Consider the following 15177-nt stretch of genomic DNA (forward strand, 5'->3'; position numbering starts at 1 on the left):
GAATGGGCGCCATGAGCGTTCGTACCGAGTCCACCGTCCCGCACCGCGCCGGCTTCGCCTGCTTCGTCGGCCGCCCCAACGCGGGCAAGTCCACCCTGACGAACGCTCTCGTCGGGACGAAGGTGGCGATCACCTCCAACCGCCCGCAGACCACCCGCCACACCGTCCGCGGCATCGTGCACCGCCCCGACGCCCAGCTCGTGCTGGTCGACACCCCGGGCCTGCACAAGCCGCGCACGCTGCTCGGCGAGCGGCTCAACGACGTGGTCCGCACCACCTGGTCCGAGGTCGACGTGATCGGTTTCTGCCTCCCGGCTGACCAGAAGATCGGCCCCGGCGACCGCTACATCGCCAGCGAGCTGGCCGACATCAAGAAGACGCCCAAGGTCGCCATCGTCACCAAGACCGACCTGGTCGACTCCAAGGCGTTGGCCGCCCAGCTCCTCGCGATCGACCAGCTCGGCAAGGAGCTGGGCATCGAGTGGACCGAGATCATTCCGGTGTCGGCCGTCGGCGACAAGCAGGTCTCGCTCCTCGCCGACCTCCTCGTCCCGCTGCTCCCCGAGAGCCCGGCCCTCTACCCGGAGGGCGACCTCACCGACGAGCCGGAGCAGGTGATGGTCGCCGAGCTGATCCGCGAGGCGGCACTGGAGGGCGTCCGCGACGAGCTGCCGCACTCGATCGCCGTCGTCGTCGAGGAGATGCTGCCTCGCGAAGACCGCCCCGCCGACAAGCCGCTGTTGGACATCCACGCCAACGTCTACATCGAGCGCCCCAGCCAGAAGGGGATCATCATCGGCCCCAAGGGCAAGCGGTTGAAGGAGGTCGGCACGAAGTCCCGCAAGCACATTGAGGCGTTGCTCGGGACGCCGGTCTTCCTCGACCTCCACGTGAAGGTCGCCAAGGATTGGCAGCGGGACCCTAAGCAGCTCCGCAAGCTGGGGTTTTAGGCTTCCCGCGTTGTCGGCTTTCCCGCCGTGGGGGTTGCTGTTCTTTGCGCCTGCGGCGCAAGAGCTTTGGTCCGCTGCGCGGGGCTTTCGGGGTGCGGTGACGGGCCTGCGGGGTGGGTGTGCAGGACTGCTTCGCTTTACGTCCTGCACACCCACCCCTCCGGCCCGTCCCCTCCCGTGGGTGGGTGGGAAAGATGGTGGGTGCCACGTCCTGCCGGTGGGCCAACTCGGGCCGCTGGGTTGAGTGGTGACCGTAAGAGGACCCGTCACCTCGGCCCCAACTCACCTTCTTCCCACCCCTCAACGGGAGGTGGCGGGTCTTCGGGGCCGGTATGCCAGACGTAAAGCGAAGCAGTCTGGCATACCGGCCCCGAAGACCCGCCACCGCACCCAACAGCCCCGCGCAGCGGCCAACAAAGCCTGCGCCGCAGGCGCAAAGAACAGCAACCCCCGCGGCGGGAAAGCCAACAACGTGGGAGGCAAAAACCTACGCGCCTTCTTTGAGCACGCGAGTGATCAACTCCCGCTGCTCGTCGGTGAGATCGGGGTCCGCGCAGTAGGCCGTCTTGCCGTCGACGGTGAGGGCGTAACGGAAGCCGTCGGGGACGCCGGTCGGCGGTGCGGCGTGCGCCGCGGCCATCGCGTGCGCGGCGAGGGCGTGCCATGCGGTGGCGTCGGGGCGGTCGGTCGTGTCGACCTCGGCGCGTCGCTCGATGGCGGTGAAGCCGCCCGTGCGGCGGATGTGGATGTGCATGGGGGAGTCCTACCCGTTGGGGCGGGAGTAGTCGCGCGCCAGGAGGTGACACGCGACCCAGGGAGGCGCGACCCCCGCCCCTGAGGGGTTACTTACCGGTGACGCCCACCGTCGACCATGCCTTGACGACGGCCTCGTGTTCGGCGCCCGAACCGCCGTAGCGGGTCTGGGCGGCCTGGACCGTGAGGTTGGCGAAGTCGGCGAACTGGGCGGTCTTGGCCAGGTGGCCGCCGGTGAGGACGTCGTACCAGATCTGGCCGGCGCGCTCCCACGCCTTGCCGCCGAGGGCGCTGGCGACGAGGTAGAAGGCGTGGTTGGGGATGCCGGAGTTCAGGTGGACGCCGCCGTTGTCGTCGGCGGTCTGGACGTAGCCGGCCATCGTGGCGGGCTGCGGGTCCTTGCCCAGGTGCGGGTCGTCGTAGGCGGTGCCGGGGGCCTTCATGGAGCGCAGGGCCTGGCCGTGCACGCCGGGGGCGAGCAGGTCGGCGCCGATCAGCCAGTCGGCCTGGTCGGCGGTCTGTTTGAGGGCGTACTGCTTGATGAGGGAGCCGAAGACGTCGGAGAGGGACTCGTTGAGGGCGCCGGACTGGCCCTGGTAGTCGAGGGCGGCGGTGTACTGCGTGACGCCGTGGGTGAGTTCGTGGCCGATGACGTCGACGGGGATGGTGAAGTCCTTGAAGAGGGTGCCGTCGCCGTCGCCGAAGACCATCCGCTGGCCGTCCCAGAAGGCGTTGTCGTACTTCTGGCCGTAGTGGACGGTGGCGTCGAGCGGGAGGCCGGCGCCGTCGATGGACTTGCGGTTGTACGCCTTGAGGTAGAACTCGAAGGTCGCGCCGAGGCCGGCCTGTGCGCGGTTGACGGAGGCGTCCTTGGAGGGGCCGTCGGCCTCGGCGTGGACCTTGGTGCCGGGGAGGTTCTGCTGGTGACCGGCGTCGTAGATGGTGCGGTGGGGCTTGTCGGCGTCGGCCCGGGCCTCGTCCGGGGCGATCAGTTGGGCGGTCAGGTCGTTGCGCCGGGTGCGGTGGAGGGCGTCGTGCTCCAGGGTGCGGCGGGCCGGCTCGTGGTGGGCCGGATCGTCGGACTCGGACAGCTTGCCGAGGATGTGCGGCGGGATGATGGTGCAGAAGGTGGGCGTGGTGGGGGCCGCCGCGGTGCGCTGTTGGGGGGTCACGGATTCGCTCATAGACAAAACGGTGGCATTGCGTAATGCGTCTGTCACTGGCAGCGGCCGAAGTTCCCGAAAACGTGTGGTTGGTCGCATTTTCGCCGCTGTGTCCGGGCGGTCCCGCATACTGATACGCGACTGCGGCTCCCCCGCGCCTCCGCTAACGTGCTGTGCATCATGCGTTTCGGGCTGCTTCTCCTTAGCTGCCGCGGCGAGGGCCTGTAGTCGTAGGCCGACCCCCTCCCCGCGGGATCTGGTGCTGCGTTCGACCGTCGGCCGTCCAATGGATCTCCCCGAGGAGCCCTACGCAATGTCGCAGCCCGTCGGCCGCCCCACGCCGATCACCAACGCCACCCACACGCAGGCCCCTTCCGGCATGCCGGTCCACAAGTACCGCCCGTTCGAGGCCGTGGAACTGACCGGGCGGAGCTGGCCGGAGAAGCGGATCACCAAGGCGCCGCGCTGGCTCTCCACCGATCTGCGGGACGGCAACCAGGCGCTGATCGACCCCATGTCGCCGGCCCGCAAGCGCGAGATGTTCGACCTGCTGGTGCGCATGGGCTACAAGGAGATCGAGGTCGGCTTCCCGTCGTCCGGCGAGACCGACTTCGCGTTCGTGCGGTCGATCATCGAGGACGGTGCCATCCCGGAGGACGTGACGATCTCCGTGCTGACGCAGGCGCGGGAGGAGCTGATCGAGCGGACGGTGGAGTCGCTGCGCGGTGCGCCCCGGGCCACCGTCCACCTCTACAACGCCACCGCCCCCACCTTCCGCCGGGTCGTCTTCCGCGGCTCGAAGGAGCAGGTCAAGCAGATCGCGGTGGACGGCACCCGGCTGGTGGTGGAGTACGCCGAGAAGCTGCTGGGCGACGAGACCGTCTTCGGCTACCAGTACAGCCCGGAGATCTTCACCGACACCGAGCTGGACTTCGCGCTGGAGGTCTGCGAGGGCGTGATGGACGTCTGGCAGCCCGAGGAGGGGCGCGAGATCATCCTCAACCTGCCGGCCACCGTGGAGCGTTCGACGCCCAGCACGCACGCCGACCGGTTCGAGTGGATGAGTCGGAACCTGAGCCGGCGGGAGTTCGTGTGCCTGTCGACGCATCCGCACAACGACCGCGGGACGGCCGTGGCCGCGGCCGAACTGGCTGTGATGGCCGGGGCGGACCGCGTCGAGGGCTGCCTGTTCGGGCAGGGCGAGCGCACCGGCAACGTCGACCTGGTCACCCTGGGCATGAACCTCTTCTCCCAGGGCGTCGACCCGCAGATCGACTTCTCGCAGATCGATGAGATCCGTCGCACCAGCGAGTACTGCAACCAGATGGAGGTCCACCCGCGCCACCCCTACGCGGGCGACCTGGTCTACACCGCCTTCTCCGGCTCCCACCAGGACGCCATCAAGAAGGGGTTCGACGCGATGGAGGCCGACGCGGCCGCCCAGGGCAAGACCGTCGACGACATCGAGTGGGCGGTGCCGTACCTGCCCATCGACCCCAAGGACGTCGGCCGCTCCTACGAGGCGGTCATCCGCGTCAACTCGCAGTCCGGCAAGGGCGGTATCGCCTACGTCCTGAAGAACGACCACAAGCTGGACCTGCCGCGCCGGATGCAGATCGAGTTCTCCCGGATCATCCAGGAGAAGACCGACACCCAGGGCGGCGAGGTCACCCCGAAGGACATCTGGGACACCTTCCAGGACGAGTACCTGCCCAACCCGCTGAACCCGTGGGGCCGCATCCAGCTCAAGGCCGGCCAGACCACCACCGACAAGGACGGCGTGGACACCCTCACCGTCGAGGCCGAGATGGACGGCGTGGAGTCCGTACTGGTGGGGTCGGGCAACGGTCCGATCTCCGCGTTCTTCCACGCGCTCCAGGGCCTGGGCATCGACGCCCGCCTGCTCGACTACCAGGAGCACACCATGAGCGAGGGCGCCTCCGCGCAGGCCGCCTCGTACATCGAGTGCGCCATCGACGGCAAGGTGCTGTGGGGCATCGGCATCGACGCCAACACCACCCGCGCCTCCCTGAAGGCCGTGGTCTCCGCCGTCAACCGCGCGGCGCGCTGAGCCCGTTCGCACCCCCTGCGCGCTACGGCCCCGTCGCTCCCGCCCGGAGCGGCGGGGCCGTCCCGTGCGCCCGGCGTCCCGTACACATCGCGTACGCATCCGCGCCGGTATTCCGGCCAGGCGTCCGGCCGTTGTCCGATACGAGGTACTGACGCCGCATCACCGATGTGGCTAACATCACGTAACGAACGGCGAAGAGGCCGCGGCATGGCGGAGGGCTGACGTGATGCGCAACGTATGTGTGGTGGGGGTGCGCACCTCGTGGCGGACCGTTGCCGACGGTGAGTTCTTCTGTCCCGACTGCGGCGGCGACCGCAACTACCTCCGCCGCACCGGCCGGCGCCGCCTGCTCGTCCTCGGCGTCCCCGTCCTCGGCCGCGGCGACGCCGGCCCGATCCTCGAATGCGTCGCCTGCCAGGGCCGCTTCGGGCTGGACGCGCTCGACCACCCGACCACCGTACGGCTCTCGGCGATGCTCCGGGACGCCGTCCACACCCTGACCCTGGCGCTGTTGGCGGCCGGCGGCACGGCCTCCCGCACGGTCCGGGACGCCGCGGTCACCGCGGTCCGCGCGGCCGGCTCCGCCGACTGCACCGAGGACCACCTGCTGACCCTGCTCGCCGCGCTCGCCGCCGACACCGGCCGGATGACCGGCACCTACGAGGCGGCCACCGGCGGCCACTGCGCACACCGGGGGCTCGACCCCTGCGGCACCGCGCTGGCCATAGAGCTCCACGAGGCGCTGGAGCCGCTGGCGCCCCATCTCGCCCCCGCCGGGCGGGAGTCGCTGCTCCTCCAGGGCGCCCGGATCGCGCTGGCCGACGGCCCGTGCAGCCCCGCCGAGCGCGAGGTGCTGAGCACCGCGGGCGATGCGCTCACGCTCCGCCCGCAGGACGTGGACCGGCTGGTGGCTGCGGCGGCGCGGACGCCGCGGTATCCCGGCTGAGCGGGGGAGAGGTCTCCCTCCGGAACCGCTGACGCCCCGCGTCGCCGCCGGCTACGAGCCGGGGGCGACGCGGGGCGTCGAACGTCGGGCGGGTGATGCGTCGTTCAGCCCGCTGGCCGGACTACAACCGGGCTGTAGGGACCGGTCGCGGACGCCTCACGGCGTCAACCGCACCGGCAGGCTCGCCAGTCCGCCCGCGATGAAGCCGCCCGCCGGGGCCAACCCCTCGTCGGGGACGACCAGTTGCATGTCCGGGAAGCGCGCGAAGAGGGCCGGGAGGGCGGTGCGGGCCTCCAGGCGGGCCAGCGGGGCGCCGATGCAGTGGTGCACCCCGTGGCCGAACGCCAGGTGTTCCTGGTCGGCGCGCCGGAGGTCGAACGCGGCGGCGTCCGGGCCGTGTTGCTCGGTGTCCCGGCCGGCCGCCGCGTACATCGGCAGGATCGCCTCGCCCGTGCGGATCACCTCGCCGTGCGGCAGCTCGATGTCCTCGACCGCGAACCGCAGCGGCAGGCTCGCGATGCTCGGCGTCCAGCGCAGCGTCTCCTCGATGACGTCGTTCCAGGACGCCTGGCCGTCGCGCACCAGCTTCAGTTGGTCGGGGTGGGTCAGCAGCGCGTACACCGCGTTGCCCAGCAGGTCGACGGTGGTCTCGTGGCCGGCGCCGATGACCAACAGCAGAGTGTCGAGGAGCTCCTGCTCGGTCATCGCCTGGCCCTCGTCGTCGCGGGCCGCGACCAGCGCGCTGGTCAGGTCCTCGGCGGGCTCGGCGCGCTTGGCGGCCACCAGGGAGCCGAGCAGCTTGTTGACCGCCAACCAGGTCGCGGTGGCCTGCTCCGGCGTGGCCGTGGTGTCCATGATCTCGGCGATGACGCGGGCCAGTTCGACGCGCGGCTCGCCCTCGGGGTAGCCGAACAGCTCGCAGATCACCTGCATCGGCAGCGGGAGGTTGAAGGACTGCCGCAGGTCCACGACCTCGCCCGCCGGGCGCGCCGCCAGCCCGTCCAGCAGGTCCTCGGTGATCCGCTCCACCCGGGGCAGCATGGCGTCGGTGCGGCGCGCGGTGAACGCCGGGGCGATCAGCTTCCGCAGCCGGCGGTGGTCGGCGCCGTAGGCGGTGAACATGTTCGTCACGCCTATCCACGACTGGAGCCAACTGCCGCGGATCTCCTCGCGCTGCCACTCCGGCCAGTGGTCGCGCGGGTTCTTGGAGACCCGGTCGTCGGTGAGGAGTTGCTTGAGCAGGGCGTGACCGGTGACGCCCCAGGCTCTGATGCCACCGGGAAGTTCGATCCGGGCGGCCGGGCCTAGTGCGCGCAGGCGGGCTCCTTCGCCGTGGATGTCGGTTCCGGCGGGGTCGATGACGAAGGTCTGCTCTCGCTGTTGTGCCATGGCGTGGCTCCTGCCTGATCCGGGGTGATGGGGGTGAAACGGGCCGGGAGGGCGGCCAGGGCCCGGTGGAAGGCCCCGTTGCGCCACGTCAACGCGTCGGGCGTGCCGACGAGTTCGATGTCCGACAGCCAGGCGGTGAGCCGCTCGATCGCGGTGACGGCGATCAGCAGCGCGTGCCGCTTGACCGGGCAGGCGTGCGGACCGGCCGCCCAGGACAGGTGCGATCCGCTGCCCGACCCCGGCCCGTGCGTGGCCGTGGTGTCGAACTGGCTGTTGGCCGCCGCGTAGGAGACCATCACCAACTGGCCGGCGCGCACCCAGGTGCCGTGGAAGAAGACGTCCCGGACCGGGTAGTGCGCGGAGTAGTTGGTCAGCGGCGGGTCGTTCCACAGCACCTCGTTGATGGCGTCGTGCACGGTCAGCGCGCCGCCGGAGACGGTGTGGTAGTAACGGTCGTCGGAGAGCATCCGGGCGAGCGCGTTGCCGATGAGGTTGGCCAGCGGCTCGTTGCCGGCGCCCATCACGAGGATGATGTTGTGGATCAGTTCCTCGTCGTTCAGACCGTTGGGGTGGTCCATGAACCACGAGGTGAGGTCCGGTCCGCGCTCGGCCTTCTTCGCGCCGACCAGCTCCATGATGTACTGCGTGTACGCCTCGTTGGCGGCCGTCGCCTCCTCCGGCGAATTGCCCTCCAGCATCCCCGCGATGGCCGCGATCAGCCGGTCGCTGTAGGAATCGGGCAGCCCGAAGAGGGTGTTGAACATCAGCAGCGGGATCAGCCGCGCGTACTCCGCGATCAGGTCCGCCTCGCCGCGGTCGCCGAAGCGCCGGATCAGGGTGTCCGCGGCGTGGTGCACCCGGGCCCGCAGCTCGTGCGACTCGACCAGCTTGAAGCTGTCCACGATGACGTCGCGGTAACGGACGTGCGCCGCACCGTCGTTGAAGAAGACGTTGGGCCGCCAGCCCAGCATCGGCAGGATCGGGGAGTCCGCCGGGACGGTCTGCATCCAGGCCCGGGAGTCCTTGGACCAGGTGCTGTCGTCGTTGAGCAGCTCCAGCGCGGCCCGGTAGTCCGTCACCAGCAGCGCGGTCACCTCGGGCGCGATCTCCACCGGCGCCAGCGCCCCGTACTGCCGCAGCCGCGCGTAGACGCTGTGCGGGTCGGCGGCGAAGTCCGGGCCGTAGAGCCGCACATGCGCGTGCGGGTCCGGTGGTGCCGGCGCCTGCGCGTGCGCCGGGCAGCCCGGCGGGGCGGCGGCCTCCGGTGGCGGGAAGCCCTGCCCGGGGCGGGACGGCGGCGGGGCGGCGCCCGGCTGGTGCGGGGAAGTCACGGGTTCAAGGTCTCCTCGGGCGTGTGGGCCAGGACGTGGCGGACCAGCGCGATCAGCGCGTCGACGGACTGGTCCCGGTCGCGCGCGTCGCACAGCACCAACGGGGTGTCGGGGTGCAGGTCGAGCGCGTCGCGGAGGCTGTCCACGTCGTACTGCGGGGCGTCGGGGAAGGTGTTGACCGCGACCGCGTAGCGCAGCCCGGCCTCCTCGATGATGTCCATCACCTCGAACGAGTCCGCCAGCCGGCGGGTGTCGGCGAGGACCAGGGCACCCAGCGCACCGCGGGCGATGTCCTGCCACAGCGGGCGGAACCGCTTCTGGCCGGGCGTGCCGAAGAGGTACAGCACCAGGTCCCCGGGCAGCGTCAGCCGCCCGAAGTCGATGGCGACGGTGGTGGTGGTCTTCTCCCGCACGCCGGCGAGGTCGTCGACGAGCGCGCCGGACTGCGTCATCACCTCTTCGGTGTGCAGCGGCGGGGTCTCCGACAGCGCGCGGATCAGGGTGGTCTTGCCGACCCCGAACGGGCCGGCGACCAACAGCTTCACCAGCGTCTGGTCCGCGCCGGAGAGGTACATGCGGTCGGTCCCGGCGCCGGCGCTAGGACTTGAGAGAGCGGAGTCCATCGAGAACCCTCTCCAGGATCTGCCGGTCGAATTGCTCGGCTTCGGGTATGGGGACTCGGGCGTGCAGGCGCCCGGCATCGACGAGGTCGGCCACCAGCACCTTCACCACGCTCACGGGCAGGTGAAGGTGGGCGGCCACCTCGGCCAGAGTCAGCGCGCCGGGCTGGAGCAGCTCCAGGATCCGGTGCTCTTCGGGGCGTACCTCACTGGTGATCGGCATGTCCACGCTGATCAGCACGGTCAGCCGGTCCAACGTGTTGCGGCTCGGACGGGCGCGTCCGCCGGTCGCCAGATAGGCCGGTACGAGACGTCGTCCGCTGCTCTGGCGCGGCGTCATGCCTGGCTACCGAGGTCCCGAGCCGGGCTGTTCATGACCTTCTTGCCCAGGGTCGTCACCTGGATCTGCATGTGGTGCGCGACGACGCCCATATTCACCTCCGGATCGGCGAAAACAGCCAGGCAGGTGTTCTCCCCCGCCGGGATCGCGAAAACGAAACCTTCCTCGGACTCGATCACCGTCTGCCGCAGCCGCGCGTCGTCCTTCTCCGCGAACGCCGCGGTCACCGCGCGCCCGGCGCCCTGGAGCGCCGACATCATCGCCGCGACGCCCTCCGCGGCCTCCCGCGACAGCCCCGGCGAGGCCCCCTCGATGAAGCCGTCGCCGGAGATGACGGCGGCGTGGACGACATGCGGCAGCTCCAACAGGGGAGCCAGCACCCAGGACTTGTCCTCGGTGACACGGCGACGGGTGGGGCTGTTCATGACTGGGCGTTCCCTTCGGGACTGCGCGGGTAGTCGGACTGCGGGAAGTCTGACGACTGCTGGAAGTCGTGCGACTGCGGGAAGTCTGGCTGTGCGGGCTCGGGTTGGGCCGCGGCCGCCCGGCCGGTCTCGGTGCCGCGCTGGAGCGCCGCCCAGCGGGACCCGGTCTCCTCCGGAGAGCGCAGGTTGAGGGTGTCCGAACGGTCCTCGGGCTGCTCGGACTGCGGCCGGCGCCGGCGCCGACGCGGCAACTCACCCTCGGCGCGCGGCTGCTGGGCCTGCTCGGGCACGGACGGCAGCGGCTGCGCGGCCGGGACGGCCGGCGCGACGGGCTCCGCGGGCCGCTCGGCCACCGGCGCGGGCTGCGCGAGCGGCGCGGCCCCCGCGGGCGTGGCCGGCGCACTGGCACCGGTCGGCATCGCGGACGGCGCCGCCACCCGGTCCCGCGGCCCGCCCGGAGCGCGGTGCGGCATCGGCGCCATCACCGACATCGGACGCGCGCCCTCGTCGAGGACGGTCAACAGCGGATCGCCCGGTATGTAGACCACGGCTCGGACCCCTCCGTACGGCGACGGTTCCACGTGCACTCCGAATCCGTACTGCCGCACCAACTGGCCGGCAGCGGCGAATCCGGACCGCGGCGGGTCACCGAGCTGCGTCAGCAACAGGTCGTCGTTGCTGGCCAGCAGCTCCATCGCGTGCTTGAGCTCGTCGTCGTGCATGCCGACGCCGTAGTCGTCGATGATCACCGACGCGCCGCGGTTGCCCTGCTGGAGCGTGACGGTGACCGGCAGTTCGCGGTGCGAGTGGTGCAGCGCGTTCGCCAGCAGCTCGGTGACGGTGATCGCGATCGGCTCGACGGCGCGCGCCACCACCGCGACCGGGTCCCGGAGTTGGTTGCTGATCTGCACCCGCTCGTAGCCGCGCAGCCGCGACGAGGCGCCGACCACCAGCTCCGAGAGGTAGGAGTCCTCGCGGGTCAGGCCCGGCCAGGCGCCGCAGACCACGCCGGTGGCCTGCACGCGGCGCAGCGCCTGCTCGTTGACGAAGTCCGCGTCCAGCAGGTCCTGCGCGATCTGCGGGTCGTCGTACTTGTGCTGCATCGTCTGCAGCGAGGTCTGCACCTGGTACAGCAGCGCCTGGATGGTGGTGGTCGCGCCGCGCAGCGTGGACTGCGCCGCCGCGTCGACCCGGGTGCGCTCCTTGGTGATCGCCGAGCTGACCTGCTCCAGCACGGCACCCAGCGCCCGGTCGGTCTCCGAACCGGCGAATCGTTTGTCCGAAAGCCCGCGCACCGGCACGTGCGGATGCGCCAACGCCAGCGTCAGATCGGGCAGCCGGGCCTCGGCCAGGTGCCGGATCTCGACCTCGGTCGCCCGGATTCTGGCGGTCAACTCCGTGTTGTTGTGCAGCGTGGCGCTGCTGTGCTCTTCGGCGGCGCTCAAGCGGGTCCTGAGTCCGGCGCGCTCCTTGCGCACGCGGAGCAGCAGCGCCGCCAACACCACGGCGGCGGCCGTTCCTGCGCCAAGGCACCACAACAGCGCCTGCGGTATGGATGTCATCGAGATCCTCGTTCGGGGGCTTACGGGGATGTCTCGGTCGCCACGGCTGCCGTGCCGCCGAACCTCACCGGATGCTACCTGCCGCTAGACACGCCGACAGGGGTCCTTGACGTGCGGGGACGGAGAAGTACCGAAGGTCACGTTAGCTGTTGATGACCGCTCAGTAACGAGATGCGGCCCCGTCGTCCTGAATGGACGGCGGGGCCACGGGTACCTCGTGGGTGAAATGCGGTCAGGCGGTCCTGAAACGGCCGCCTTTGAGCGCGCCGATGAACGAAGTCCAGCCATCGGCCGGGAAGACCAGTGCCGGACCGTGCGGGTCCTTGCTGTCACGGACGGGGACGAGGCCGGGGAGGTCGTCGCGGACCTCCAGGCAGTCGTCGTTGTTGTGGCCGCTGTGGGTGCTCTTGCGCCAGCGGGCGACCTCGACGCAGTTCCCGCCTTCGCCGTTGCTGTAGCTGCTCTTGAACCATTGAGCCGTGCTCAGGTCGCACTCGCGCATTGTCGGTATTCCTCCGCCGCTGATTCGATCAGGGCCAGGGACGCCTTCGGTGAAAGCGCTGTGGCCCTGATGAGATCGTAGGCGCGTTGGGCGCGCTTCACCACGGCTGGGTCGTCGAGCAGCGTTCCCGAAAACGCCGTCTCTGTATAGGCGGTTGGCGGCGCATCATCGAACTCCATGAGTCTCACATCGCCGGTCATGGCGGCATACGCCCCCTCCTCGTGCGGGAGGACCTGCGCCAGGATCCCGCGCTCCCGTACGAGCCGGGCCAGGTGGTCGAGCTGCCCGGCCATCACGGCTGGCCCGCCCACCATGGTGCGCAGCGTGCTCTCGTGGATCACGCACCAATACTCGGGCCGGTGCGGGCCGTTGAGGATCTCGGCTCGCTCTATACGAGCTGCAACCATCTCCTCGACGTACTCGTCGGTGACGAACGGGTTGGCCGCGATGGTGACGGTCCGGGCGTACTCGGGCGTCTGCAGGAGTCCTGGGATCACCGACGGCGCGAACTCGCAGATCTTCGTGGCCTGCCGCTCAAGATCCACGACTCTCGCGAAGTAATCCGCATACCGCTGATCATCAATCAGCTTGCGCCACGTGCGCTCGAAAAAACCGTCGGTTTGTAGAACCTGGTCGATGCGGATCGCCACATCGAGTTGGGGGCGGCGGATCGCCTGCTCGAACTGGCCGATATAGCCGCCGGATACGAAGACCTTCTCTCCTAACATGTCCTGCGTCAGACCGGCGTTCTCCCGGTGGCGCTTGAGTTCCGCTCCCCAATACTCCCAGAGCACCTGGCGTGAGGCGTTGGCCATGGTTAACTTCCTATCCCTGCCCGGTAGTTGCAGCGCTCGCCTGCTTGCCCAGGCTAGCCCCGCGCCGGCACGCTTTCGCTGCGAACGGTGAAAAAGACTCGGCGCGGAAAGTGGTGACGATGGGGAAAGAACTGACCGAAGTGGAAAGCGCGCTCACGGAATTGCGCGAGGCTTTGGCCCGAGCTGGCATCATTTTGCCGTCGCTCGGCCTCGACCCGGTTTCGTACGCGCACCGCACCATGCCGCCCCTGGTGGAATTGGGGCGCTGCAATACCGACACCGCCCGTCGGCTGGCCAAGGCGTTGGGGGAGCGGTGAGGGCGGCGGTGGTGGTCCCGGCGTTCGGGGCGTACGTCGTGGACGTCCGGGACGGGCGGGTCGGGCAGGTGGTGGGGCGGGCCGGGGTCGGCCTCCGGCTGCGGCCGGTCGGGGGCGGCCGGGAGTGGGACTGCGCCCCCGAGGCGACCCGGTGCGCCACCGTCGCCGAGCGGCTGCGGGCGGACACCGCGTACGCCAACGCCCGCAGTCGCGGGGAGCGGGCCTGGTGAACGGGCGCGGCCCGAGCCGCGGGACGGGCGGGGCCGGTGGTGCGCGAGAATGGCCGTATGACTCTGTTCCGCGACGACGGCATCGTGCTGCGCACCCAGAAGCTGGGTGAGGCGGACCGGATCATCACCCTGCTCACCCGCGGCAACGGCCGGGTACGGGCGGTGGCGCGGGGCGTGCGGCGGACGAAGTCGAAGTTCGGCGCCAGGTTGGAGCCGTTCTCCCATGTGGACGTGCAGTTCTTCGCACGCGGCGGGGAGCTGATCGGGCGCGGGCTGCCGCTGTGCACGCAGAGCGAGACGATCGCTGCGTACGGTGGTGCGATCGTCACCGACTACGCCCGCTACACGGCTGGCACGGCCATGTTGGAGACCGCCGAGCGGTTCACCGACCACGAGGGCGAGCCGGCCGTCCAGCAGTACCTGCTGCTGGTCGGCGGGTTGCGGACGCTGGCCAACGGGGAGCACGCCCCGCACCTGGTGCTGGACGCGTTCCTGCTGCGCTCGCTGGCGGTGAACGGTTATGCGCCGAGTTTCGACTCCTGCGCGCGGTGCGGAATGCCCGGTCCGAACCGGTTCTTCTCGGTGGCGTCGGGCGGGGTGGTGTGCGGTGACTGCCGGGTGCCCGGAAGCGTCGTACCCTCCTCAGAGGCCATCGGGCTCCTGGGCGCGCTGCTGACCGGCGACTGGGAGACCGCGGACACCTGTGAGGCGCGGCATGTCCGGGAGGGCAGCGGCCTCGTCGCGGCGTATCTGCACTGGCACTTGGAGCGCGGTCTGCGGTCCCTCCGCTATGTGGAGAAATAGCGGGGGGACCGGTCCGGTTCCGGGCCGCCCGTTCGGCCACAACGGCACGGCACCCGCCGGAACAACACCGTCCATCGATATTGCATAGGAGACGTGGGGCGCATGGCAGTACGCGGGATTCTGGGGCGCAACCGACGTGAATACCAGACGCCCGAGCCGCACCCGTCGGGTGCGCGTCCGCCGAAGATCCCCGGCGAGCTCGTGCCGAACCACGTCGCGGTCGTGATGGACGGCAACGGGAGGTGGGCCAAGGAGCGCGGATTGCCGCGCACGGAGGGCCACAAGGTCGGTGAGGGCGTCGTGTTGGACGTTCTCAAGGGCTGCATCGAAATGGGCGTGAAGAACCTCTCGCTCTACGCCTTCTCCACCGAGAACTGGAAGCGGTCGCCGGACGAGGTCCGCTTCCTGATGAATTTCAACCGGGACGTGATCCGTCGGCGCCGGGACGAAATGGATGCGCTGGGCATCCGCATCCGGTGGGTGGGCCGGATGCCGAAACTGTGGAAGTCCGTCGTTCAGGAACTCCAGGTCGCCCAGGAGCAGACCAAGAACAACGACGCCATGACGCTGTACTTCTGCGTGAATTACGGCGGCCGGGCCGAGATCGCGGACGCGGCGGCGGCCATCGCGGCGGACGTGCGGGCCGGGAAGCTGGACCCGTCCAAGGTCAACGAGAAGACCGTGGCGAAGTACATGTACTACCCGGACATGCCCGACGTGGACCTGTTCGTCCGGCCGTCCGGTGAGCAGCGCACCTCGAACTACCTGATCTGGCAGAGCGCTTACGCGGAGATGGTGTTCCAGGACATCCTTTGGCCGGATTTCGATCGGCGGAACCTGTGGGAGGCGTGCCTGGAGTACGCGAAGCGGGACCGCCGGTTCGGCGCGGCGCCGCTGGAGTCGGGCGAGACGGCCACCTAAAGGCGCGCTCCGACGACGGCGAACGGGCCGCCTCCCCG

Annotated in this window: 17 protein-coding genes; 7 read left to right on the forward strand and 10 right to left on the reverse strand. The window is 70.1% G+C overall.

Translation table 11 applies throughout. The annotated features are described in order from the left end of the window. The first annotated feature begins 2 nt into the window (after positions 1-2). On the forward strand, positions 3-950 hold the full coding sequence (gene era, locus PV796_RS25850) for a GTPase Era (RefSeq protein ID WP_376570346.1): 948 nt from the start codon (positions 3-5) through the stop codon (positions 948-950). Between the two features lie 487 nt (positions 951-1437). Here era and PV796_RS25855 read toward each other — a convergent pair whose 3' ends face one another. Further along, entirely contained in the window at positions 1438-1704 is a 267-nt protein-coding gene (locus PV796_RS25855) for a protealysin inhibitor emfourin (RefSeq protein ID WP_274915778.1), read from the reverse strand. Between the two features lie 88 nt (positions 1705-1792). Continuing rightward, a complete protein-coding gene (locus PV796_RS25860; RefSeq protein ID WP_274915779.1) occupies positions 1793-2887 on the reverse strand; it encodes a M4 family metallopeptidase in 1095 nt (364 codons plus the stop codon). A 292-nt stretch (positions 2888-3179) separates the two neighbouring features. Between PV796_RS25860 and leuA the strand changes: the two genes are divergently transcribed. Next, the gene (gene leuA / locus PV796_RS25865; RefSeq protein ID WP_274915780.1) at positions 3180-4937 is read left to right on the forward strand and encodes a 2-isopropylmalate synthase; all 1758 of its coding nucleotides are present in this window, start codon (positions 3180-3182) and stop codon (positions 4935-4937) included. Between the two features lie 226 nt (positions 4938-5163). After that, the gene (locus tag PV796_RS25870; RefSeq protein ID WP_274919246.1) at positions 5164-5883 is read left to right on the forward strand and encodes a TerB family tellurite resistance protein; all 720 of its coding nucleotides are present in this window, start codon (positions 5164-5166) and stop codon (positions 5881-5883) included. 156 nt (positions 5884-6039) lie between these two features. Here the strand turns inward: PV796_RS25870 and PV796_RS25875 are convergent, their stop codons facing one another. The 8 genes from PV796_RS25875 to PV796_RS25910 all read right to left on the reverse strand — a co-directional run bounded on the left by PV796_RS25875 (position 6040) and on the right by PV796_RS25910 (position 12867). Further along, the gene (locus tag PV796_RS25875; protein WP_274915781.1) at positions 6040-7272 is read right to left on the reverse strand and encodes a cytochrome P450 family protein; all 1233 of its coding nucleotides are present in this window, start codon (positions 7270-7272) and stop codon (positions 6040-6042) included. Next, positions 7188-8603: a cytochrome P450 gene (locus PV796_RS25880; RefSeq protein WP_274915782.1), complete on the reverse strand. Its 1416-nt coding sequence runs from the start codon at positions 8601-8603 to the stop codon at positions 7188-7190. The genes PV796_RS25875 and PV796_RS25880 overlap by 85 nt, the downstream gene beginning before the upstream one ends. Continuing rightward, entirely contained in the window at positions 8600-9226 is a 627-nt protein-coding gene (locus tag PV796_RS25885; protein ID WP_274915783.1) for a GTP-binding protein, read from the reverse strand. The genes PV796_RS25880 and PV796_RS25885 overlap by 4 nt, the downstream gene beginning before the upstream one ends. Then, a complete protein-coding gene (locus PV796_RS25890; RefSeq protein WP_274915784.1) occupies positions 9201-9563 on the reverse strand; it encodes a DUF742 domain-containing protein in 363 nt (120 codons plus the stop codon). Before PV796_RS25890 ends, PV796_RS25885 begins: the two co-directional genes overlap by 26 nt. Next, a complete protein-coding gene (locus PV796_RS25895; protein WP_274915785.1) occupies positions 9560-9988 on the reverse strand; it encodes a roadblock/LC7 domain-containing protein in 429 nt (142 codons plus the stop codon). Before PV796_RS25895 ends, PV796_RS25890 begins: the two co-directional genes overlap by 4 nt. Next, the gene (locus PV796_RS25900; RefSeq protein WP_274915786.1) at positions 9985-11550 is read right to left on the reverse strand and encodes an ATP-binding protein; all 1566 of its coding nucleotides are present in this window, start codon (positions 11548-11550) and stop codon (positions 9985-9987) included. The genes PV796_RS25895 and PV796_RS25900 overlap by 4 nt, the downstream gene beginning before the upstream one ends. Positions 11551-11782: 232 nt before the next feature. Continuing rightward, complete coding sequence (locus PV796_RS25905; protein WP_274915787.1) at positions 11783-12052, reverse strand: DUF397 domain-containing protein; 270 nt, start codon at positions 12050-12052, stop codon at positions 11783-11785. Further along, on the reverse strand, positions 12034-12867 hold the full coding sequence (locus tag PV796_RS25910; protein ID WP_274915788.1) for a helix-turn-helix domain-containing protein: 834 nt from the start codon (positions 12865-12867) through the stop codon (positions 12034-12036). The genes PV796_RS25905 and PV796_RS25910 overlap by 19 nt, the downstream gene beginning before the upstream one ends. A 119-nt stretch (positions 12868-12986) precedes the next feature. Here PV796_RS25910 and PV796_RS25915 point away from each other — a divergent pair, with 119 nt between their 5' ends. The 4 genes from PV796_RS25915 (at position 12987) to PV796_RS25930 (ending at position 15139) form a co-directional block, all read left to right on the forward strand. Further along, positions 12987-13184, forward strand: a complete 198-nt coding sequence (locus PV796_RS25915; RefSeq protein WP_274915789.1) for a hypothetical protein — start codon at positions 12987-12989, stop codon at positions 13182-13184. Further along, a complete protein-coding gene (locus PV796_RS25920; protein WP_446750629.1) occupies positions 13181-13414 on the forward strand; it encodes a hypothetical protein in 234 nt (77 codons plus the stop codon). Before PV796_RS25915 ends, PV796_RS25920 begins: the two co-directional genes overlap by 4 nt. A 57-nt stretch (positions 13415-13471) precedes the next feature. Then, positions 13472-14218, forward strand: a complete 747-nt coding sequence (gene recO, locus PV796_RS25925; protein ID WP_274915790.1) for a DNA repair protein RecO — start codon at positions 13472-13474, stop codon at positions 14216-14218. 102 nt (positions 14219-14320) lie between these two features. Continuing rightward, positions 14321-15139, forward strand: coding sequence for an isoprenyl transferase (locus tag PV796_RS25930; protein ID WP_274915791.1), 819 nt, complete (start codon positions 14321-14323; stop codon positions 15137-15139). Positions 15140-15177 lie beyond the last annotated feature (38 nt).

Origin of the sequence: Streptomyces sp. WZ-12, from assembly GCF_028898845.1 — a bacterium.
Taxonomy (GTDB): Bacteria; Actinomycetota; Actinomycetes; order Streptomycetales; family Streptomycetaceae; genus Streptomyces.

What these genes read in the sequence shown, in the direction of transcription:
- era (WP_376570346.1), top strand. Translation starts at nt 3, where the DNA reads ATGGGCGCCATGAGCGTTCGTACCGAGTCCACCGTCCCGCACCGCGCC.
- PV796_RS25855 (WP_274915778.1), bottom strand. Translation starts at nt 1,704, where the DNA reads ATGCACATCCACATCCGCCGCACGGGCGGCTTCACCGCCATCGAGCGA.
- PV796_RS25860 (WP_274915779.1), bottom strand. Translation starts at nt 2,887, where the DNA reads ATGAGCGAATCCGTGACCCCCCAACAGCGCACCGCGGCGGCCCCCACC.
- leuA (WP_274915780.1), top strand. Translation starts at nt 3,180, where the DNA reads ATGTCGCAGCCCGTCGGCCGCCCCACGCCGATCACCAACGCCACCCAC.
- PV796_RS25870 (WP_274919246.1), top strand. Translation starts at nt 5,164, where the DNA reads ATGCGCAACGTATGTGTGGTGGGGGTGCGCACCTCGTGGCGGACCGTT.
- PV796_RS25875 (WP_274915781.1), bottom strand. Translation starts at nt 7,272, where the DNA reads ATGGCACAACAGCGAGAGCAGACCTTCGTCATCGACCCCGCCGGAACC.
- PV796_RS25885 (WP_274915783.1), bottom strand. Translation starts at nt 9,226, where the DNA reads ATGGACTCCGCTCTCTCAAGTCCTAGCGCCGGCGCCGGGACCGACCGC.
- PV796_RS25890 (WP_274915784.1), bottom strand. Translation starts at nt 9,563, where the DNA reads ATGACGCCGCGCCAGAGCAGCGGACGACGTCTCGTACCGGCCTATCTG.
- PV796_RS25895 (WP_274915785.1), bottom strand. Translation starts at nt 9,988, where the DNA reads ATGAACAGCCCCACCCGTCGCCGTGTCACCGAGGACAAGTCCTGGGTG.
- PV796_RS25900 (WP_274915786.1), bottom strand. Translation starts at nt 11,550, where the DNA reads ATGACATCCATACCGCAGGCGCTGTTGTGGTGCCTTGGCGCAGGAACG.
- PV796_RS25905 (WP_274915787.1), bottom strand. Translation starts at nt 12,052, where the DNA reads ATGCGCGAGTGCGACCTGAGCACGGCTCAATGGTTCAAGAGCAGCTAC.
- PV796_RS25910 (WP_274915788.1), bottom strand. Translation starts at nt 12,867, where the DNA reads ATGGCCAACGCCTCACGCCAGGTGCTCTGGGAGTATTGGGGAGCGGAA.
- PV796_RS25915 (WP_274915789.1), top strand. Translation starts at nt 12,987, where the DNA reads ATGGGGAAAGAACTGACCGAAGTGGAAAGCGCGCTCACGGAATTGCGC.
- recO (WP_274915790.1), top strand. Translation starts at nt 13,472, where the DNA reads ATGACTCTGTTCCGCGACGACGGCATCGTGCTGCGCACCCAGAAGCTG.
- PV796_RS25930 (WP_274915791.1), top strand. Translation starts at nt 14,321, where the DNA reads ATGGCAGTACGCGGGATTCTGGGGCGCAACCGACGTGAATACCAGACG.